Below are 17,502 nucleotides of genomic sequence, written 5' to 3'. Positions count from 1 at the left end.
CATCGGTCAGGTTTGTCCCGACGGACGGAGGAGCCTGACATGACCGCGCGCCAGCCACGGCACTACGCGCCCGACGATTCGACGGAGTCGCCGCTGTCGGTCGCCACCGACGCCCGCGACCGTGACGTCCTGCGATTGGTCGAACGCGCGATCGACACGCGCGCCGTCCTTCTCGCCTACCAACCCGTCGTGCCGGCGCGGCGGCAGGACCAGCCGGCGATGTACGAGGGCCTGGTGCGGCTTCTGGACCCGACCGGCCGCATGATCCCGGCACGCGACTTCATCGCGTCGGTCGAGACGCACGAGCTCGGGCGCAGGCTCGACTGCCTGTCGCTCGACCTCGGGCTTCGCACGCTCTCACGTCATTCCAACCTGCGCATCGCCATCAACATGTCGGCGCGGTCGATCGGCTATCCCGACTGGGTCGGGCGGCTTGAAAGCGCGCTCGACGCCGACAGCACGCTGGGCGAGCGGCTGGTTCTGGAAATTACCGAAAGCTCGGCGATCCTGATGCCCGATCTCGTGCGCGTCTTCATGCGGTCGTTGCAGGACCGTGGCGTCAGCTTCGCCCTCGACGATTTCGGCTCGGGCTTCACCTCCCTCCGGCATCTCAAGGATCTCTATTTCGACGTCCTCAAGATCGACGGGACCTATGTCCGCGAGATCGCCGCGAACCCCGACAACCAGGTCGTCGTGAAGGCGCTCCTGTCGATCGGCCGCCACTTCGAGATGCTGACCGTCGCCGAGGCCGTCGAGACCGCGGAAGATGCCCGCTACCTCGCCCGGATCGGCGTGGATTGCATGCAGGGCTACCACTTCGGCGCACCGACTGTTCGGCCCGACTGGGATGCCCGCGACAGGCGTCATGCGGCGGGTTGATCGCCCGAACGACTCGGAATTGTTGTGAATCGCGTTCTTGCGCCCTATCCCTTAGGCGCAAGGGTCACAAATTGAGCGGACCCGCGAACGCAACGCAAAGGAGCTTTCCATGACCAATGTCGTTATCGCTTCGGCCGCCAGAACGGCCGTTGGCAGCTTTGCCGGGGCGTTCGCCAACACGCCCGCGCACGATCTCGGCTCTGCCGTGCTCGAGGCGCTGGTCGAACGCGCCGGCATCGACAAGTCCGAGGTCAGCGAAACGATCCTGGGGCAGGTCCTCACCGCCGGCCAGGGGCAGAACCCGGCCCGGCAGGCGCATGTCAATGCCGGCCTGCCAGAGACGAGCGCGGCCTGGGGCATCAACCAGGTCTGCGGGTCCGGCCTGCGGGCGGTCGCGCTCGGCGCGCAGCATATCCAGCTGGGCGACGCGCAGATCATCGCCGCCGGCGGCCAGGAAAACATGAGCATGGCGCCCCACGTCGCCAACCTGCGTGCCGGACACAAGATGGGCGACATGAAGTTCATCGACTCGATGATCCGCGACGGTCTGTGGGACGCGTTCAACGGCTATCACATGGGCCAGACGGCCGAGAACGTCGCCGAGAAGTGGCAGATCGGCCGCGAACAGCAGGACGAGTTCGCGATGGCCAGCCAGAACAAGGCCGAGGCCGCGCAGACTGCCGGCAAGTTCGACGACGAGGTGATCCCGTTTACCGTCAAGACCCGCAAGGGCGACATCACCGTCGATAAGGACGAATACATCCGCTACGGCGCCACGCTCGAAGGCATGCAGAAGCTCAAGCCGGCCTTCGCCAAGGATGGCAGCGTCACCGCCGGCAACGCCAGCGGCATCAATGACGGCGCCGCCGGCGTCCTGCTGATGAGCGCCGACGACGCCGAGAAGCGCGGGATCGAACCGCTCGCTCGCATCGTCAGCTACGCGACCGCCGGACTCGACCCGTCGATCATGGGCGTCGGCCCGATCCATGCCAGCCGCAAGGCGCTTGAAAAGGCGGGCTGGAAACCGGGCGATCTCGATCTCGTCGAGGCGAACGAAGCGTTCGCCGCGCAGGCCTGCGCCGTGAACAAGGATATGGGCTGGGACCCGTCGATCGTGAACGTGAATGGCGGCGCCATCGCCATCGGCCACCCGATCGGCGCCTCCGGGGCGCGGGTGTTCAACACGCTCCTGTTCGAGATGAAGCGCCGCGGTGCCAAGAAGGGCCTCGCCACGCTCTGCATCGGCGGGGGCATGGGCGTCGCGATGTGCGTCGAGCGGCCATAACGCGGCGCGAGGATCGCGAGATGGCAAACCTGCCCGAGTTCAACCAGATCGTCTTTTCCGGGGGCGGCACGCGCTGCTTCTGGCAGGGCGGGTTCCTCGACGTGATCGCGGAAGAAAAGAAACTGACCCCGGCGCGCGTCACCGGGGTCAGCGGCGGTGCGCTTTCGGCCGCCTGCTGGATCGCCTCGAAAGAGCGCGAGCTGTTCGACCGGATGCGCGAAACCTTCCGCAAGCAGGAAAGCAACATCGCCTGGCATACGCGCGAGGTGGACGGGATGACCCCGCACCAGCGCCTCTATCGCGAGGTGGTGACCAGCGTGATCGACGCAGAGGCCGAGCAACGGGTCGCCAACGGGCCGGAATTCCACATCCTTCTCGCCCATCCGCACAGCGACGCGGCGGGCACGCTGACCGGCATGCTCTCGACACTGATCTACGAGGCCGAACTGCACATCAAGGCGCGCGCCGACGGCCAGTGGCCAGAGCAGACGGGCGTCGAAAGCAGTTTCGTCGATGCGCGCGACGTTGCGCGTCAGGGACATCTGTGTGAACTGGTCTGCGCGGCGGCGACGATCCCGCCGATCTTCGAACTGCCGGAATGGCAGGGCCGCAAGGTGATCGACGGTGGCATGGCAAGCCAAGTTCCGTTTCCGCAGCCGGACGAGGGAAAGACCCTGATCCTGCTGACGCGGAACTACGAGGAATTGCCGGAGGCTCCGGGGCGCGTCTTCGTGGCCCCCTCGCGGGAGGTTCCCGCCGACAAGATCGACTTTACCGATGCCGGCAAGATCACCCGCACCTGGGATCTGGGCAAGACCGACGCCCGCTCGTATCTTCAATCATTGCGATAGAAAGCCTGGCGAGCGCCGGACGGGATCAGGCGGCGCTCATTGCGCGCTGAGGCGGGAAATCTCCTCCTTGAGGCGCAGCTTCTGCTTCTTCAGTTCGGTGATCTGCAGTTCGTCGGCCGAAGGGCTTCTTTGCGCAGCCTCCACCCGGTCCGAGAGAGTTTGATGTTTCTTCCTCAGCTCATTCAGATGCGAACCCAGGCTCATCGGCAGTCTCCTCTCAGATGATGTGCAGGTTGATTGCAGCACAGATGCTGATTCCTGTCACGTGCATGTCATTAGATGGGTGCAAATCTCCTGATTTTCACCGGCCGGGCCACGGCATCGGCAGCGCATCGCGCAGAACGCCCGCTATTTCGGCGGCATAACTCTCGCCGTCACGCTCGTGCCGGTCGCCCTCGTGCAGCACAACCGGGGCGTGCAGGACCATGGGACTGCGGCCGCCCTTTCGCGCGCGCAACAGGACAAGCCGCGCCGCCCGGCCGTGGCGCGGCGCCAGAGGCAGAACCTCCAGCGCGCCCAGCCGGTCGTCGCAGGCGGCCAGCACGTCGCGCAGCCGATCCGCGCGCTGGATCAGCGTCAGCCACCCGCCCGGCGCCAGACGCCGCGTCGCCACGTCGATCCAGGTCCGCAGATCGGTGTCCTCGGCCAGTGCGGCCTCGCGCCCCGCATCCGCCGCGCCGGTGCGGGTGTCAGGCACGTAATACGGCGGGTTGGCGATCACGTGGTCGAAACTCTGCACCCGGACCGGGTCGGGCAGCCGCGACAGGTCCGCGGTGAAGATGCTCATCCCGATGGCGTTCCCGGCGGCATTCTCCCGCGCGAGCGTGGCATAATCGGCCTCGCGCTCGATACCCGTCAGGTCCAGCCCTGCGACGCGCCGGGCCAGGCACAGGCTGGCCGTGCCGACGCCGCATCCCAGTTCCAGCACGGTGTCTCCGGACCGCGCCGGAACCGCAGCGGCCAGCATCACCGCGTCGACACCGGCGCGAAAGCCGCGGGCGGGCTGGCGCACGGTCAGACGTCCGCCAAGGAACGCGTCGGCGGTCAGGGCCGCGCCGCTCATTGCCCCGTGGGAATCTCGTTGTCGCGCAGCACAACGGTGGCGCGAAAGTGATCGGCGTCCCGCACCATGATGCGACGTGGCAGCACACCGATCGAGCCCTCGAGCACGCTCATGTGGACATCCATCTGAAACGTCTCTATCCCCTCGCCATCGAGAAGGGCGGTGGCGAACGCCACGAGGGTGGGATCGTTGGTGCGCATCAACTCTCTCATATTCCTCAGATAAGTCTGTCGCCGGCCCGTTGTCGAGTGCCAAGGTCTGCCCGAGAGGACGCCAATGCTGCAGACAAAACCGCAGGACCGTCTGAGCGCGGCGCTGGCGCCCGAGCTGGAGCAGGTGAACGACCTGATCCGGTCGCGCATGGCCTCGCGCCACGCCCCGCGCATACCGGAAGTCTCCGCGCACCTGATCGAGGCCGGCGGCAAGCGCATCCGCCCCATGCTGACGCTCGCCGCGGCCAAGATGTGCGGCTATGACGGCCCCTACCACGTGCACCTCGCCGCGACGGTCGAGTTCATCCATACCGCCACCCTGCTGCACGACGACGTGGTCGACGAAAGCCGTCAGCGGCGCGGCCGCCCCACGGCGAACCTGCTGTGGGACAACAAGTCGAGCGTACTTGTCGGCGACTACCTTTTCGCGCGGTCGTTCCAGCTGATGGTCGAGCCGGGCTCGCTGCCGGTGCTGGGCATCCTGTCGAACGCCGCCGCCACCATCGCCGAGGGCGAGGTGCTGCAGCTCACGGCCGCATCGAACCTTGCCACCGATGCCGACACCTATCTGCAGATCGTGCGGGGCAAGACCGCCGCCCTGTTCGCGGCCGCGACGGAATCCGGCGGCGTCATCGCCGGCGCGTCCGAGGCGCAGGTCGACGCTCTGCGGACCTATGGCGACGCCCTGGGCATCGCCTTCCAGATGGCCGACGACCTGATCGACTGGACCCCGTCCGAAACCACCGGCAAGGGCTTTGGCGACGATTTCCGCGAGCGCAAGATGACCCTCGCCGTCATCCGCGCCCTAGAGACCGCTGACGACGACGAGAGGGCCTTCTGGACCCGCACGATCGGCAAGGGGAACCAGACCGACGACGACCTCGAGACGGCGCTGGCGATCCTCGACCGGCGCGGCGCGCTGGAATCGGTGCGGGAGGACGCGCTGGGATACGCGGCGCGGGCGAAAGAGGCGCTGACCGCCCTGCCCGATCACGAATTGCGGGACATGCTGCGCGATCTGGCCGATTTCGTCGTCGAGCGGATCGCCTGACGCCCCGGCTCAGCCCGGTGCCCTGAGCGGCAGCGCGGCGACGATCCACCAGTCCGGATGCAGCGCGGCAAGCTCTGCCGCCGCCGCGTTCGCCTGCACGCTGTCGGCATACAGCCCGAAACACGTCGCGCCCGACCCCGACATCCGCGAGAGAAGGCACCCGTCGGTCGCCTGCAACCGCGACAGCGCGACGCCGACCGCCGGTGCTTCCATCCGCGCGACATCCTCGAGGTCGTTGCGCTGCGTCGAGAGCCACCGTGCAAAAGTCTCGGCGTCGCGCCAGTGCGGCAGATCCTCGGGCATCGGCGGATTCTCCCGGCGGGTCAGCGCCGCGAACACGGCTGGCGTCGGTACCGGCACGCCCGGATTGACCAGCACCAGCGCGCAACCCGGCAGATCCGGCACCTCGGCCTGCGTTTCGCCGATGCCGGACATTCGCGTCGGACGACCGTGCAGGCAGACCGGCACGTCGGCGCCCAGCGTCACCACGTCGTCCGGGATCGCCCGTCCGTCGAGCCGGTGCAGCGCGGTCAGCACCGCCGCCGCGTCGGCCGAGCCGCCACCGATCCCGGCGGCCACGGGCAAGCGCTTGTCCAGGGAAATGCGTGCCGGCGGCCCTTCGGTCATCCGGGCCGCCCGCAGCACAAGGTTGTCGTCACCGCCCGGCACCGACGCCGCCATCGGCCCCGACACGGTCAGCGACCATGCTTCGGCGGGCTCGACCGTGACGCGGTCCGCGGCATCCGCGAACACAACGAGCGAATCCAGCAGGTGATAGCCGTCGGCCCGGCGGCCCGTGACGTGCAGCGTCAGGTTGACCTTGGCCGGCGCCGCAGCCTCAACCGCCATCGCGGGCCATGTCGAGCGGCTCTTCCCCCTCTTCCTCGAGCACCTTGTCCAGCCCGACCTCCAGCTTGCGGCGGATGCGGTCGGGATCGGCGTCGGTAGAGGTGTCGTCGTCGATGAACGACAGCGCACGGCTCCACTGGAAGCGCGCCTCGAGCTTGCGGCCGACGGCCCAGTAGACGTCGCCGAGATGGTCGTTGATCACCGGGTCCACGGGCACAAGGGAGACGGCCTTCTCCATCGGCTCCACCGCTTCCTGGAAGCGGCCCAGACGATAGTAGGCCCAGCCGAGCGAGTCGGTGATGTAGCCGGAATCCGGCCGCGCGGCGACGGCCTCCTCGATCATCGTCAACGCCTCGTCGAGGTTCTCGCCCATCTCGACATAGGAATAGCCGAGATAGTTCAGCACCTGCGGCTGCTTGGGGTTCAGCTCCAGCGCGGTGCGAAAATCGGCCTCGGCCTCGTCCCAGCGGTCGGTCCGCTCGTAGGCGATGGCGCGGGCGAAATAGACCACCCATTGCGGCTCTGCGGGGGAGTCGAACTGCGCGATGGCAGCGTCGTAGGCGGTCGCCGCCTCTTCGTAGCGCTCCAGCTGCCGAAGCGCGTCGCCGAGCGCGGTGTGGATCGCCGGGTTGTCGGGCTGCAGCTCGCTCAGCTGCTGCATCACCTCGATCGCGGCGTCGTCACGGCCCGCACTGCGCAGGGCCTCGGCGCGGCCCATCTCTGCGGCGGCAAAGGCCGGATCGTCGCGCGACACGCGGCGATAGGCGGCGATCGCCTGGTCGTACTGGCCCAGCCGCTCGAGCAGACCGGCCGCCATCAGCGTCGCCTCGGTCAGGTCGGGACGCAGGTATTGCGCCATCCTGACATACAGCAGGATATAGCCGTTCGACGTCTCGCCGCCGAGCGCCCCTGCGATGGACATGTAGATCTCGGCAACGCCGTCGGTCGCATCGCGGATCGCGGAGACCGGCACCCGCTCGCCATCGGCCAGGCGCGCGCGCAACTGGGCGAGCGCAGGGTCGAGATCACCGCCGAACCCCTCGTCGAGCAGCGCGATCGCGTCATCGTTCCGGTCGAGCTGGCTCAGGACCTGCGCGTAGGCGACGATGCCCGAGCGGTTGAGCCGCATCGCGTCGTTCTCGTCGCCCGACATGATCTCGGCGGCGCCCTCGAGGTCGCCCACCGACGCCAGCGCCAGCGCCTTGTGATAGAGCCCGAACGCGCTGACGCCGTCCTGCTCGATCACGCTGTCGAACTGTTCCAGCGCGTCCGAGACGCGCCCCTCGCCGATCAACGTCCAGCCGCGCAGCAGGTCGTCGAACAGCGGCCCGACCGACTGTCCCGCATCGAGATCCTCGAGCACGTTCTCCCAGTCGCCGGACTTCGCGTCAGCGCCCAGAAGCACCATGTTCGCCAGCTGGCTGTCGGCGCCGGTCTGGATCATCCGCCGCGAGATGTCGCGCGCGCTCTCGATCTGGCCGAGGCTGACGAACGCGGTCAGCGCATTCTCCAGCAGCATCGGGTTGTCGGGATCGGCGACCATCGCCTGCGAGAAATAGTCGGTGGCCTGCGCAAACTCGCTCATCGACAGCGCCTGACGCGCCGCGAGATACGCGCCGGGGGCGACCTCCGCCTGGACGGGCGCGGCCACGAGGCCGAGGGCCACGGTCGAAGCAAGGCAGGTCGAGCGCCAGATGGGCATCAGCATGTCTCCCGAAGTGCGTTTGGCGAGGCTATGACGCACCCGGACGGCAAGCAACACCCCTCTGTTGCGGTGCGCGTCGATGCCGCCTCACATGTTGGGATAGTTCGGTCCGTCGCCGCCCTGGGGGACGGTCCAGCGGATGTTGCCGCCGGGTTCCTTGATGTCGCAGGTCTTGCAGTGGACGCAGTTCTGGAAGTTGATCTGGAACCGCTTGGCGCCGTCGTCGCCCTCGACATATTCGTAGACCCCGGCGGGGCAGTAGCGCGCCGAGGGGCCGGCATAGGTCTGCAGGTTCTCGCCGGTCTGTCGGTCGGGGTCGATCAGCTGCAGGTGCGACGGCTGGCTTTCCTCGTGGTTGGTGCCCGAGTAGCTGACATTGGTCAGCCGGTCGAAGGACAGCTTGCCGTCGGGCTTGGGATACGCGATCTCGGGGTGGTCGGCGGCGCGGCCGGTCGCCTCGGCGTCGCTCTTGCCGTGTGCGAGCGTCCCGAAGACCGAACCGCCGAACAGCGTGTTCGTCCACATGTCGAGCCCGCCGAGCGCCAGCGACGCCCCCAGCCCGTATTTCGACCACAGCGGTTTGACGTTGCGCACCGGGCGCAGGTCGCGGCCCACCGGACCGCCCCGCAGCTCGTCCTCGTAGGTGGTCAGCTCGTCCTGCGCGCGGCCCTCCTGCAGCGCCGCGTGCGCCGCCTCGGCCGCCGCCTTGCCCGACAGCATGGCGTTGTGGTTGCCCTTGATCCGCGGAACGTTCACCAGCCCCACGCCGCAGCCCAGGATCGCGCCGCCGGGGAAGCACGCCTTGGGCATCGACTGCCAGCCGCCCTCGGCGATGGCGCGGGCGCCGTAGGACAGCCGCTTGCCGCCCTCCAGCAGCTCGGCCAGCATCGGGTGATGCTTGAAGCGCTGGAACTCCATGTAGGGATAGACATGGGGATTGGCGTAGTTCAGATGCACCACGAAGCCGACATAGACCTGGTTGTTGTCCAGGTGGTAGATGAACGACCCGCCGCCGGCATTCTTGCCCAGCGGCCAGCCCATCGTGTGCGTGACCTGGCCCTGCTGGTGCTTCGAGGGATCGATCTCCCACAGCTCCTTCATGCCCAGCCCGAACTTCTGCGGATCGCGGCCCGCCGAAAGGTCGTATTTCGCCATCACCTCCTTGGTGAGCGAGCCGCGCACGCCCTCGCCCAGGAAGACGTACTTGCCATGCAGCTCCATCCCCGGCTCGTAGCCCGGTCCCGGCGTGCCATCGGCCTGGCGGCCGAACTCGCCCGCGACGACGCCTTTCACCCGGCCGTCCTCGTCGTAGACCAGCTCCGAGCAGGACATGCCGGGGAACACCTCGACGCCCAGCTCCTCGGCCTGTTCGGCCATCCAGCGGCAGACATTGCCCATCGAGACGATGTAGTTGCCATGGTTGTTCATCAGCGGCGGCATCGCGACGTTCGGCACCCGCATCTTGCCGGCTTCACCCAGCAGGTAGAACCGGTCGTCGGTCACCGGCACGTTCAGCGGCGCGCCGCGGTCCTTCCAGTCGGGGATCAGCGCGTTCAGACCGGACGGATCCAGCACCGCGCCCGACAGGATGTGCGCGCCCACCTCGGACCCCTTCTCCAGCACGACCACCTCGAGATCGGAGTCGAGCTGCTTGAGACGGATCGCGGCCGACAGGCCCGCCGGACCCGCGCCGACAATGACTACATCGTATTCCATCGCTTCGCGGGTCGAGTCGGTCATCCTGGCTTCCTTCGATCTGGGCGGTGGGGCGCGGTCGGCCGACCTACCTTGACGTCGGAGCAGAGTTAATGGCCGCGCCGCCCCGGGGTCAATTGCGACACGGCGTTAGAGACCTCGCAGCGGAGTTTTCTGGAACCCTGAGCCCGTGTTCCGACTTGAGCGTGCAGCGACCGGTCAATCGCCGAAGCCGCGTGGAACAGCTATGTCGATTGCCGGTCCGCAAGACCCGCCCGAGCGCTACTTGACTTTGCCTGCGGGGCTTGAATTAACGACCGGGTGTTGCGCACACTCCCGAAAACAAAAGGCACGCGCCATGGAAAAGATACCGCTGACCCGCGCGGGCCACACCGCGCTGAACGACGAACTGAAGCAGCTCAAGTCCGTTGAGCGGCCCGCCATCATCCGCGCCATCGCCGAGGCGCGCGAGCATGGCGATCTCAGCGAAAACGCCGAGTATCACTCGGCCCGCGAGAAGCAGTCGTTCATCGAGGGGCGCATCAAGGAGATCGAGGGCATCCTGGGACGCGCGGACGTGATCGACACGTCCAAGCTGTCCGGCCCGATCAAGTTCGGTGCCACCGTCCGCCTCGTCGACGAGGACACGGACGAGGAACGCACCTACCAGATCGTCGGCGAGCCCGAGGCGGACGTCGAGTCCGGGCGGCTGAACATCAAGTCGCCGCTCGCCCGCGCCCTGATCGGCAAGGAAGAGGGCGACAGCGTCGAAGTGCGCACACCGGGCGGCGAGAAGAGCTACGAAGTTCTCTCCGTCGCCTATTCCTGACCGCCGGGCGGGGGGTCGCAGATGGCCGATGCCGAAGAGCGCCAGGGTCCGGACCTGGGGCTGTTTCACAATGCCTCTCCGACCCGGTCGCGCACGTCGCTGATCGCGGTTGGCCTGTCGGCCGTCTGGATCGTCGTCACCGGCGCCGTGTTGCTGTTCGGCGGCGGCGGCGAGGACGGCGGCGATCCGCTGCGGCTGATCCTCGGCGTGATCGCGGTATTCCTGCCGGTCGCTGTGATCTGGATCGGCGCCGTGACGGCCGACAGCGCGGCGGCGGTGCGGGGCGAGGCCGCCCGCTTGCGCGCCACCGTCGACACGATGCGTCAAAGCTACCTGTCCCAGAACCGCGGCGTGTCCGAGCCCGGGCTGCAGAAGCGCCTCGACGAGATCGCGGCGGCCCAGAAGAAGACCGAGACCGCGCTCGCCACCTTCGCCTCGATCCGCACGGCGACGCCGCCGCCCGCGCCCGAGAGCACGGCGCCCGCCGCGCGGGACGAGCAGCCGACGCTGGCCCTGCCCGACCAAGCCGAGGACCGCGCTCCGCCGCTGTCGAACGCCGACCTGATCGGGGCGCTGCAATTCCCGCAGACCCCCGACGACGTCGAGGGCTTCCGCACGTTGCGCCGCGCGATGCAGGACCGGCAGGCCGCGCAGCTCATCACCGCGGCACAGGACGTGCTGACCCTGCTCAGCCAGGATGGCGTCTACATGGACGACCTCGATCCCGACCGTGCGCGTCCCGATGTCTGGCGACGCTTCGCGGCAGGCGAACGGGGCCGCGCCATAGCCACGCTGGGCGGCGTCCGCGACCGCGAGACGCTGGCCCGCACGGTGACGCGCATGCGCAAGGACACGATCTTTCGCGATGCCGCGCACCACTTCCTGCGCCGGTTCGACCAGGTGTTCGCGGATTGGGCCCCCAACGCGACCGACACCGAGATCGCCGACCTGGCCGACACGCGCACCGCGCGGGCGTTCATGCTGCTGGGCCGCGTGACGGGCACCTTCGACTAGGGCGCTGCGAAGGCTACAGGCCGAACAGCCCGTAGGGCAGGAACGTCACCGGATCGCCCGGCCTGATCTCGGCCGCGCCATCCCCCAGTTCGACCAGCCCCTCGGCCCAGCTCAGCCCCGAGATTCGCCCCGACCCTTCGGAGCGGAACACCTCGACCCGGCCGTCGGGCGCGAGGCGCGCGCGCAGGTATTCGCGGCGGCCCGGCTTCTTGCGCTTCTCGAAGGCGGCGGGCACGACGAAGCCGCGCGTCTCGGGCCAGGGGCCGCCCGCCAGCACCGACAATGCGGGGCGGCCGAACACCAGCGCGCAGACGAAGGCGGCCACCGGGTTTCCAGGCAGGCCGAACACCGGCATGCCGCGCCACATGCCAAGCGCCAGAGGACGGCCGGGCTTGAGCGCGATGCGCCAGGCGGTCAGGCTGCCGGTTTCGCGCAGCAGCGCCGACACATGGTCCTCGTCGCCCGCCGATGCGCCGCCCGAGGTCAGGATCACGTCTGCCCCCGCCGTGTCCAGCCGGTGCGCCAGGGCGGCGCGGTCGTCGGGCACATGGCCCAGGTCGATCGCCGCATGGCCCCAACGCTCGGCCAGTGCCAGAAGCATCGGCCGGTTGGCGTCGTAGGTGCGCGCGGGGTCCTGCGTCGCGCCCGGCGCGGCCAGCTCGTCCCCCGTCGACAGCACGCCGACCCGCAGCCTGCGGCGCACCCGCGCCTCCGCCAGGCCAAGCGCTGACAGAAGAGCGAGGTCCGGCGGTCTGAGCGCGTGCCCCCCCTCCAACGCCACCTCGCCCACTGATACGTCCTCGCCCGCGCGGCGGGTATTGGCGCCCGGCTTGACCGCGCCGTCGAACACGACGGCCCCGTCCTCGAGCCGCGTGTCCTCTTCCAGAACCACCGTGTCCACGCCCTCGGGCAGCAGCGCGCCCGTCAGGATGCGCACGGCCTCTCCCCGCGGCAAGGCATGCTCCAGCGGGCCGCCCGCCGCCGCCCGGCCCCGGGTCAGGGGCAGGCGATGGGGCGCATCGCCGAGCGCGGCGTGGGCGAAGCCATAGCCGTCGACCGCGGCGTTGGCGGCCGGGGGATTGCTGCGTGCGGCAACATGGGGCTGCGCCAGGATGCGGCCGGCAGCCGCACCGACCGGGACCGTCTCGGTCCCGACCACGCAGGTCAGGCGGTCCCGCAGCAGGGTCAGAGCCTCGTCCACCGGTGTCCAGCTGACGCCCGACGGCAGGGCGAAGCAATCGTTGCGCAGGCGGGGCTGGGCGGCGGCCCGCAGCTCTGGCTCGACCCCCACGCCCAGGATCCAGCCTTCTTCCGCAAGGTCAGTGCCCTCGGCCGCGGCAAAGGCAGCGTCGATCCGGCCATCGACACACAATGCCGACAGCGCCTCGGACAGAACCGCCACCTGCACGGCATCCTTGATCGGCCGCCCCTCGCGCCCGGCACCGGGCAGGCTCGCATCCTCGGCCATGCGGCGCGTGACGGCATCGGACAGAAGCGAGGGCCAGACCTCGGCGATGACGAGCGGGCTGTCCCCCACCGGATCGAAGGGCCAGATCGCCGCCTCGGGCCAGAGATGCCGCAGGCGCGACAACGTCGCCATGCCGGTCATCGCCTGCGAGCCCACGGCCCCCGCGCCGCCCATCTGCCAGCACGCGAAGCTGCCCGGCGCCCTGGTCTCGACCAGCCGGCGCTCGGGCGGCCAATCGGCCTGCCGCGGCGGCTTGCCCTTGCCGAGTCCGGGCAGGTCCCGCTTGAGTCCGTTGAACCAGAACGGCCCCTCGTCCCCGGTGAACAGACCGTTCAGGCGCGCGGCGATGTCAAAGCGCCCCTCGCCGTCGGCGAGCGCATCGAACGCCGCCGCGAACCAGTCCCACAACAGGCGCGGGTCGTCGTGGCCAGTGATCCGCCGCGCAGTGCCGGCGGGATAGGCGAAGGGGAAATCGAAGCCCAGCAGCACCCGGCGCCCCACGGCGCGTTCGGCCGGAACGACCTCGGCCAGCCAGGCCTCTGCGGCGGCGCGGCTGCGCAAATAGACCGGCGCGTCGGCCTGCCCGTCCCGTGCCACGCCGGCCCAGATCGCGTCCGCTCTCGGCGTCGCGCCGCGATCTCCGGCGCCGGACCAGTCGACCATTACCACGGTGTCGAACGTCGCGCTCACAATCCCAGCTCCGCCGCGATGAAGTCCGCGATCGCCGTGGTGTCGTCGAGCGGCAGGAGCGGGCAGCCCCCGGTCGCGATCGTCACGTCAGCGGCCACGGCACGGATCGTCGCGTCGTCCGGTGCCATCACCTCATGCCCGGCAGAGGCGCGGAACGCCTCGATCTTGGGATGCCGGTCGCGCTTGAACCCCTCGACCAGCACGAGGTCGACGGGCGACAGCTTGCCCAGCAGCTCGTCCAGCGGCACCTCGCCCGCGCCGCGCAGCTCGGCCATCAGCGCCCACCGGTTGCGCGAGGACAGCAGCACCTCCTGCGCGCCCGCGCTGCGGTGGCGGTAACTGTCGCGTCCCTCCTGGTCGACGTCGAAATGGTGATGCGCGTGCTTGACCGTAGAGACCGCCAGACCGCGTTCCGTGAACTCGGTCACGAGACGCTCCATCAGACCGGTCTTTCCCGCATTCTTCCAGCCCGTCACGCCCCAGAGCTTCATCCGGCCTCCAGCGCGTCTTCGGCCTGCGCGAGGTCCTCGGGCGTGTTGACGTTGAAGAACGGGTCGAGCCCGGTGGTGGGAAACACCGCCTCGGCGGCGCCGTGGCGGTCGGTCCAGATCACCACCTTGCGCAGCCCGTCCTTCAGCGCGCCGCGCAGGTTCTCGCGCAGGTCGACGGGCCAGAGGCCGAAGGTCGGATGCCGCACATGCCCGCGCACCGGATCGGGCGTCGCGGCCAGCGCGATGGGAGTGCCCACGCGTTCGGCGGCAAGGATCAGCTGCGGGACGAGATCGCAGGGAAAGAACGGCGTGTCGGCGGCAGCGGTGACGATATGCGTCGCCCCCTGCCCCGCGGCCCAGTCCATCCCGGCAAGCACGCCGGCCAGCGGGCCGGGAAAGCCGTCGACCGGGTCGGGCACCACCGGCAGGCCGACCGAGGCAAAGCGGGCGGCCTCGCCATTGGCGTTCAGCGCCAGCCCGGCGACCTGCGGCGACAGCCGCTCGATCACCCGCGACAGGATGCTCTGCCCGCCCAGTTCCAGCAGGCCCTTGTCGCCGCCGCCCATCCGCGTGGCGCGGCCGCCGGCAAGGATGACCCCGAGAGGTGCGTCGATCATGGTTTCTCTCCCTTGCGCGCGGGTCCGGTCAGACCGCGCTCTTGCGGCGGTGGCGGCTGTCTTCGTCGGCCACGCTGTCGGGGTCGGCGTCGCGCACCAGCCGGTCCTCGCCCGCGAGGCAGACGAAGCGCTTGCCCTTCAGCCGCCCCACGAGCGTCAGGCCAACCTGCCGCGCGATCTCGACGCCCCAGGCGGTGAAGCCCGAGCGCGAGGCAAGCACCGGTATCCCCATCAATGCCGTCTTGATCACCATCTCCGAGGTCAGCCGGCCGGTGGTGTAGAGGATCTTGTCCTCCGGGCCCACGCCTTCTGACAGCATCCAGCCGGCGATCTTGTCCACCGCGTTGTGGCGGCCGACATCCTCCATGTAGACGAGCGGGCGATCCTCCTGGCACAGCACCGTGCCGTGGATCGCGCCGGCCTCGAGATAGAGCGACGGCGTACGGTTGATCCGGGACGACAGGGCGTAGAGCCACGAGGTGCGCACCGTCGCCGCCGGCAGCGTCAGCCCCTCGAGCCCTTCCATCATGTCGCCGAACACGGTGCCCACCGCGCAGCCCGACGTGCGGGTCTTCTTCGACAGCTTCTCTTCGTAGCTCGTCTCGCCGTCGGTGCGCACCACGACGGTTTCGAGCTCTTCGTCGAAATCGACGCCGCGGACGGTCTCGCCGTCGCGCAACATGCCCTGATTGCGGAGGAATCCCAGGGCGAGATACTCGGGGTAGTCGCCGATGGTCATGGCGGTCACGATCTCGCGACCGTTGAGGAAGATGGTCAGCGGCCGCTCCTCGACGACCGACAGGTCGAGCGGCTTGCCCTCTTGATCGGTTCCGGTGACGCGGCGGGTCAGGTCGCCCCGCCCCGGATCGGGCGCCACGATATAGGAAGGTGCGTCCCGCGTTGACATTCCGTGCGCTCCCGTGTGGGTGGCTCTTCGAGAACGATACCCTAGGGCGAACCCATGGCAGTCTCCACAGCGAATGCGACCGCCCCGCGCGGCGACTTCCTGGCCGGCGCGGCGAAGGCGGCGCCGTTCATCATCATGCTGATCCCGTTCGGCGCGGTGTTCGGCGTGGTCGCGCGCAATTCCGGCCTGGACCTGACGCAGACGATGGCGTTCTCCGGCGCCGTCATCGCGGGGGCGTCGCAGTTCACCGCCGTGCAGCTTCTGGTCGACGACGCGCCGGTCGCGGTGATCGTGGCGACGGCGCTGGCGGTGAACCTGCGGATGATGATGTATTCGATCGCCATGGTGCCGCATCTGGGCCCCGCACCTCTGTGGCAGCGCGCGCTGATCGCCTATCTCAACGTCGACCAGACCTACGCGCTGTCGGTCGCGGAATACGAGACGCGCCCCGAGATGCCGATCCGCAACCGCGTGGCGTATTTCGTGGGCACCGCGGCGCCCATCGTGCCCTGCTGGATCCTGTCGACGCTGGCGGGGGCCACGCTTGGCCGGGCGCTGCCCGAATCCATGCCCGTCGATTTCGTTCTGCCGCTGATGTTCCTGGGCATGGCGAGCCCGATGATGAAGACCCGCGCCCATGTCGCCGCGGCGCTCGTCGCCTCGGGCGCGGCGATCCTGTTCACCGGCTTTCCCGCCGGAACCGGCCTGCTGGCGGCGGCGATCCTGGGCATGATCGCGGGGGCCGTCGTGGACGACGCCGATCCGAACCGGAGGCCGACATGATCGAGAACGACGCGAAGGTCTGGCTGGTCCTCGCACTGCTGGCCGTCGGGACCTACCTGATCCGCCTGTCGTTCCTCGGGCTGGTCGGAAACCGCCGCCTGCCGGACTGGCTGGCGCGGACGCTGCGCTTTACCCCCGTCGCGGTGCTGCCGGCGTTGGTGGCGCCGCTGATCCTGTGGCCCGAGGCGACGGGCGGCACCTTCGACCCGGTGCGCGGCGCGGCCGCCGCGACGACGGTGGGCGTCGGGCTGGTCACCCGGAACACCGTGCTCGCCATCGTCTGCGGCGGCGTGGTGCTGTTCGGCGGGCTCTGGCTGATCCCTCAGTAGGCGATCTCTTCGCGGATCTCGTTCTGCGCCGCGCGGATCAGGACACCGTGGTTGTCGTCGGCGTCGTCGTCGCCGATCCGTCTTTCCTGCACGTCCGGGCGGCCGGCGAAATAAGCTGCCAGCCTGTTGGGAAAGAAGGTCGCCGGCGCGTCCTCGAAACCGGGGAGCTGCCGCAGTATGTTGGCGATCGAGATGGTGCAGCGCGCGGGCCCCACCGCGCCGTTCGACTGCGCGAGCCGCAGCGCCTGCCGCGCCACCGCCGGGCTGACCTCCACCCGCTGTTCGCGGACGTCGTAGGTTTCGCGCGCGTGGAAGTCGATGTAGACCTTGTGGACGTTCGGCGTGAAGCCGTACAGCACGTCGCGCTGCTCGGGCACCTGCGGCAGGTGGAATGTGCCGAAGGGGTCGAACAGCACGCGCTGGTCGGCATTGATCAGCAGCGCCGAGTGATCGCCCGAGCCGCTGCGCGTGTTCGTCATGGTATAGAGCGTCAGCGCGGGCGGGCCGTCATGGCTGTAGGCCCGGCGCGCCACCTCGACGTCCGGGTCCATGACCGTTTCGGCACAGCCCGCCGCGATCAGCGGCAGAAGAAGCGCGAGCGCCAGACGGCGCAGGGGGGTCATCCGTTGAAGATCGCGAGAAGGATCAGCGCCACGATGATCGCGACGGTGCTCCAGGTAACCCACTTGACGAACCCCTCGAAGGTTTTCTCCTGGGTGTCGATGTCCATCGACCCGTGCTCGTGCTTGTGCTGTTGCTCGGCCATCGTGCGCAATCCTCGTAG

At 69.0% G+C, this 17,502-nt stretch carries 20 protein-coding genes; 8 read left to right on the top strand and 12 right to left on the bottom strand.

Features of this window, described 5'->3' with window-relative positions; genetic code table 11:
- Positions 1-39: 39 nt before the first annotated feature.
- The 3 genes from BMZ25_RS03700 to BMZ25_RS03690 all read left to right on the top strand — a co-directional run bounded on the left by BMZ25_RS03700 (position 40) and on the right by BMZ25_RS03690 (position 3,015).
- Positions 40-879 carry an EAL domain-containing protein gene (locus BMZ25_RS03700; protein ID WP_092688619.1) on the top strand — a complete coding sequence of 280 codons (840 nt, stop codon included), beginning with the start codon at positions 40-42 and terminating at the stop codon, positions 877-879.
- A gap of 109 nt (positions 880-988) precedes the next feature.
- Positions 989-2,164 (top strand): acetyl-CoA C-acetyltransferase, encoded by a 1,176-nt coding sequence (locus tag BMZ25_RS03695; RefSeq protein WP_092688616.1) that lies wholly within the window; start codon positions 989-991, stop codon positions 2,162-2,164.
- Positions 2,165-2,184: 20 nt separating this feature from the next.
- Positions 2,185-3,015, top strand: a complete 831-nt coding sequence (locus BMZ25_RS03690; protein WP_092688613.1) for a patatin-like phospholipase family protein — start codon at positions 2,185-2,187, stop codon at positions 3,013-3,015.
- A 36-nt stretch (positions 3,016-3,051) separates the two neighbouring features.
- Here the strand turns inward: BMZ25_RS03690 and BMZ25_RS03685 are convergent, their stop codons facing one another.
- From BMZ25_RS03685 to BMZ25_RS03675, 3 genes are all read right to left on the bottom strand, one after another.
- On the bottom strand, positions 3,052-3,219 hold the full coding sequence (locus BMZ25_RS03685; protein WP_092688610.1) for a YdcH family protein: 168 nt from the start codon (positions 3,217-3,219) through the stop codon (positions 3,052-3,054).
- 97 nt (positions 3,220-3,316) lie between these two features.
- Positions 3,317-4,078: a tRNA1(Val) (adenine(37)-N6)-methyltransferase gene (locus BMZ25_RS03680; RefSeq protein ID WP_092688607.1), complete on the bottom strand. Its 762-nt coding sequence runs from the start codon at positions 4,076-4,078 to the stop codon at positions 3,317-3,319.
- The gene (locus BMZ25_RS03675) at positions 4,075-4,290 is read right to left on the bottom strand and encodes a putative signal transducing protein (RefSeq protein WP_092688604.1); all 216 of its coding nucleotides are present in this window, start codon (positions 4,288-4,290) and stop codon (positions 4,075-4,077) included. The genes BMZ25_RS03680 and BMZ25_RS03675 overlap by 4 nt, the downstream gene beginning before the upstream one ends.
- A 64-nt stretch (positions 4,291-4,354) precedes the next feature.
- Here BMZ25_RS03675 and BMZ25_RS03670 point away from each other — a divergent pair, with 64 nt between their 5' ends.
- Positions 4,355-5,341 carry a polyprenyl synthetase family protein gene (locus tag BMZ25_RS03670; RefSeq protein ID WP_092688601.1) on the top strand — a complete coding sequence of 329 codons (987 nt, stop codon included), beginning with the start codon at positions 4,355-4,357 and terminating at the stop codon, positions 5,339-5,341.
- A 9-nt stretch (positions 5,342-5,350) separates the two neighbouring features.
- Here the strand turns inward: BMZ25_RS03670 and BMZ25_RS03665 are convergent, their stop codons facing one another.
- The 3 genes from BMZ25_RS03665 to BMZ25_RS03655 all read right to left on the bottom strand — a co-directional run bounded on the left by BMZ25_RS03665 (position 5,351) and on the right by BMZ25_RS03655 (position 9,635).
- Positions 5,351-6,190, bottom strand: coding sequence for a 4-(cytidine 5'-diphospho)-2-C-methyl-D-erythritol kinase (locus BMZ25_RS03665; protein ID WP_092688598.1), 840 nt, complete (start codon positions 6,188-6,190; stop codon positions 5,351-5,353).
- Complete coding sequence (locus BMZ25_RS03660) at positions 6,180-7,892, bottom strand: tetratricopeptide repeat protein (protein ID WP_092689473.1); 1,713 nt, start codon at positions 7,890-7,892, stop codon at positions 6,180-6,182. The genes BMZ25_RS03665 and BMZ25_RS03660 overlap by 11 nt, the downstream gene beginning before the upstream one ends.
- 90 nt (positions 7,893-7,982) lie before the next feature.
- Positions 7,983-9,635 carry an electron transfer flavoprotein-ubiquinone oxidoreductase gene (locus BMZ25_RS03655; protein WP_092688595.1) on the bottom strand — a complete coding sequence of 551 codons (1,653 nt, stop codon included), beginning with the start codon at positions 9,633-9,635 and terminating at the stop codon, positions 7,983-7,985.
- A 313-nt stretch (positions 9,636-9,948) separates the two neighbouring features.
- Here BMZ25_RS03655 and greA point away from each other — a divergent pair, with 313 nt between their 5' ends.
- Both greA and BMZ25_RS20695 read left to right on the top strand, forming a co-directional pair.
- Positions 9,949-10,419 (top strand): transcription elongation factor GreA, encoded by a 471-nt coding sequence (greA, locus tag BMZ25_RS03650; RefSeq protein ID WP_092688592.1) that lies wholly within the window; start codon positions 9,949-9,951, stop codon positions 10,417-10,419.
- Positions 10,420-10,440: 21 nt separating this feature from the next.
- Positions 10,441-11,433, top strand: coding sequence for a hypothetical protein (locus BMZ25_RS20695; RefSeq protein WP_092688589.1), 993 nt, complete (start codon positions 10,441-10,443; stop codon positions 11,431-11,433).
- 13 nt (positions 11,434-11,446) lie between these two features.
- On the opposite strand, the gene BMZ25_RS03640 is transcribed toward BMZ25_RS20695, so the two are convergent.
- From BMZ25_RS03640 to BMZ25_RS03625, 4 genes are read right to left on the bottom strand one after another with little or no spacing between them, the layout of a single operon-like run.
- Positions 11,447-13,591 carry a molybdopterin-binding protein gene (locus tag BMZ25_RS03640; protein WP_328586831.1) on the bottom strand — a complete coding sequence of 715 codons (2,145 nt, stop codon included), beginning with the start codon at positions 13,589-13,591 and terminating at the stop codon, positions 11,447-11,449.
- Positions 13,588-14,082, bottom strand: coding sequence for a molybdopterin-guanine dinucleotide biosynthesis protein B (gene mobB / locus BMZ25_RS03635; protein WP_092688587.1), 495 nt, complete (start codon positions 14,080-14,082; stop codon positions 13,588-13,590). Before mobB ends, BMZ25_RS03640 begins: the two co-directional genes overlap by 4 nt.
- Positions 14,079-14,696, bottom strand: a complete 618-nt coding sequence (gene mobA / locus BMZ25_RS03630; protein ID WP_092689467.1) for a molybdenum cofactor guanylyltransferase MobA — start codon at positions 14,694-14,696, stop codon at positions 14,079-14,081. Before mobA ends, mobB begins: the two co-directional genes overlap by 4 nt.
- Before the next feature lie 31 nt (positions 14,697-14,727).
- Positions 14,728-15,606: a formate dehydrogenase accessory sulfurtransferase FdhD gene (locus BMZ25_RS03625; RefSeq protein WP_092688583.1), complete on the bottom strand. Its 879-nt coding sequence runs from the start codon at positions 15,604-15,606 to the stop codon at positions 14,728-14,730.
- A gap of 54 nt (positions 15,607-15,660) precedes the next feature.
- On the opposite strand from BMZ25_RS03625, the gene BMZ25_RS03620 reads away from it, so the two are divergent.
- Both BMZ25_RS03620 and BMZ25_RS03615 read left to right on the top strand, forming a co-directional pair.
- Complete coding sequence (locus BMZ25_RS03620) at positions 15,661-16,389, top strand: AzlC family ABC transporter permease (protein ID WP_092688580.1); 729 nt, start codon at positions 15,661-15,663, stop codon at positions 16,387-16,389.
- Positions 16,386-16,718 (top strand): AzlD domain-containing protein, encoded by a 333-nt coding sequence (locus tag BMZ25_RS03615; RefSeq protein WP_092688577.1) that lies wholly within the window; start codon positions 16,386-16,388, stop codon positions 16,716-16,718. The genes BMZ25_RS03620 and BMZ25_RS03615 overlap by 4 nt, the downstream gene beginning before the upstream one ends.
- On the opposite strand, the gene BMZ25_RS03610 is transcribed toward BMZ25_RS03615, so the two are convergent.
- Together BMZ25_RS03610 and BMZ25_RS03605 are read right to left on the bottom strand one after the other, a co-directional pair.
- Positions 16,712-17,341, bottom strand: coding sequence for a hypothetical protein (locus tag BMZ25_RS03610; protein ID WP_092688574.1), 630 nt, complete (start codon positions 17,339-17,341; stop codon positions 16,712-16,714). The two genes, BMZ25_RS03615 and BMZ25_RS03610, sit on opposite strands and share 7 nt — an antisense overlap.
- Positions 17,338-17,484 carry an aa3-type cytochrome c oxidase subunit IV gene (locus BMZ25_RS03605; RefSeq protein WP_092688571.1) on the bottom strand — a complete coding sequence of 49 codons (147 nt, stop codon included), beginning with the start codon at positions 17,482-17,484 and terminating at the stop codon, positions 17,338-17,340. The genes BMZ25_RS03610 and BMZ25_RS03605 overlap by 4 nt, the downstream gene beginning before the upstream one ends.
- Positions 17,485-17,502 lie beyond the last annotated feature (18 nt).

The organism is Tranquillimonas rosea (genome assembly GCF_900111315.1).
In the GTDB taxonomy this organism is placed as follows: domain Bacteria; phylum Pseudomonadota; class Alphaproteobacteria; order Rhodobacterales; family Rhodobacteraceae; genus Tranquillimonas; species Tranquillimonas rosea.
Note: the sequence above shows the minus strand (reverse complement) of the source record. Positions and strands in the feature narration are given on the sequence as shown.

Coding starts and splice junctions, on each gene's coding strand:
- BMZ25_RS03670 (WP_092688601.1), top strand. CDS start 4,355: ATGCTGCAGACAAAACCGCAGGACCGTCTGAGCGCGGCGCTGGCGCCC.
- BMZ25_RS03610 (WP_092688574.1), bottom strand. CDS start 17,341: ATGACCCCCCTGCGCCGTCTGGCGCTCGCGCTTCTTCTGCCGCTGATC.
- BMZ25_RS03695 (WP_092688616.1), top strand. CDS start 989: ATGACCAATGTCGTTATCGCTTCGGCCGCCAGAACGGCCGTTGGCAGC.
- BMZ25_RS03700 (WP_092688619.1), top strand. CDS start 40: ATGACCGCGCGCCAGCCACGGCACTACGCGCCCGACGATTCGACGGAG.
- mobB (WP_092688587.1), bottom strand. CDS start 14,082: ATGAAGCTCTGGGGCGTGACGGGCTGGAAGAATGCGGGAAAGACCGGT.
- BMZ25_RS03685 (WP_092688610.1), bottom strand. CDS start 3,219: ATGAGCCTGGGTTCGCATCTGAATGAGCTGAGGAAGAAACATCAAACT.
- BMZ25_RS03665 (WP_092688598.1), bottom strand. CDS start 6,190: ATGGCGGTTGAGGCTGCGGCGCCGGCCAAGGTCAACCTGACGCTGCAC.
- BMZ25_RS03675 (WP_092688604.1), bottom strand. CDS start 4,290: ATGAGAGAGTTGATGCGCACCAACGATCCCACCCTCGTGGCGTTCGCC.
- BMZ25_RS03655 (WP_092688595.1), bottom strand. CDS start 9,635: ATGACCGACTCGACCCGCGAAGCGATGGAATACGATGTAGTCATTGTC.
- greA (WP_092688592.1), top strand. CDS start 9,949: ATGGAAAAGATACCGCTGACCCGCGCGGGCCACACCGCGCTGAACGAC.
- BMZ25_RS20695 (WP_092688589.1), top strand. CDS start 10,441: ATGGCCGATGCCGAAGAGCGCCAGGGTCCGGACCTGGGGCTGTTTCAC.
- BMZ25_RS03690 (WP_092688613.1), top strand. CDS start 2,185: ATGGCAAACCTGCCCGAGTTCAACCAGATCGTCTTTTCCGGGGGCGGC.
- BMZ25_RS03605 (WP_092688571.1), bottom strand. CDS start 17,484: ATGGCCGAGCAACAGCACAAGCACGAGCACGGGTCGATGGACATCGAC.
- BMZ25_RS03625 (WP_092688583.1), bottom strand. CDS start 15,606: ATGTCAACGCGGGACGCACCTTCCTATATCGTGGCGCCCGATCCGGGG.
- BMZ25_RS03620 (WP_092688580.1), top strand. CDS start 15,661: ATGGCAGTCTCCACAGCGAATGCGACCGCCCCGCGCGGCGACTTCCTG.
- BMZ25_RS03615 (WP_092688577.1), top strand. CDS start 16,386: ATGATCGAGAACGACGCGAAGGTCTGGCTGGTCCTCGCACTGCTGGCC.
- BMZ25_RS03660 (WP_092689473.1), bottom strand. CDS start 7,892: ATGCCCATCTGGCGCTCGACCTGCCTTGCTTCGACCGTGGCCCTCGGC.
- BMZ25_RS03680 (WP_092688607.1), bottom strand. CDS start 4,078: ATGAGCGGCGCGGCCCTGACCGCCGACGCGTTCCTTGGCGGACGTCTG.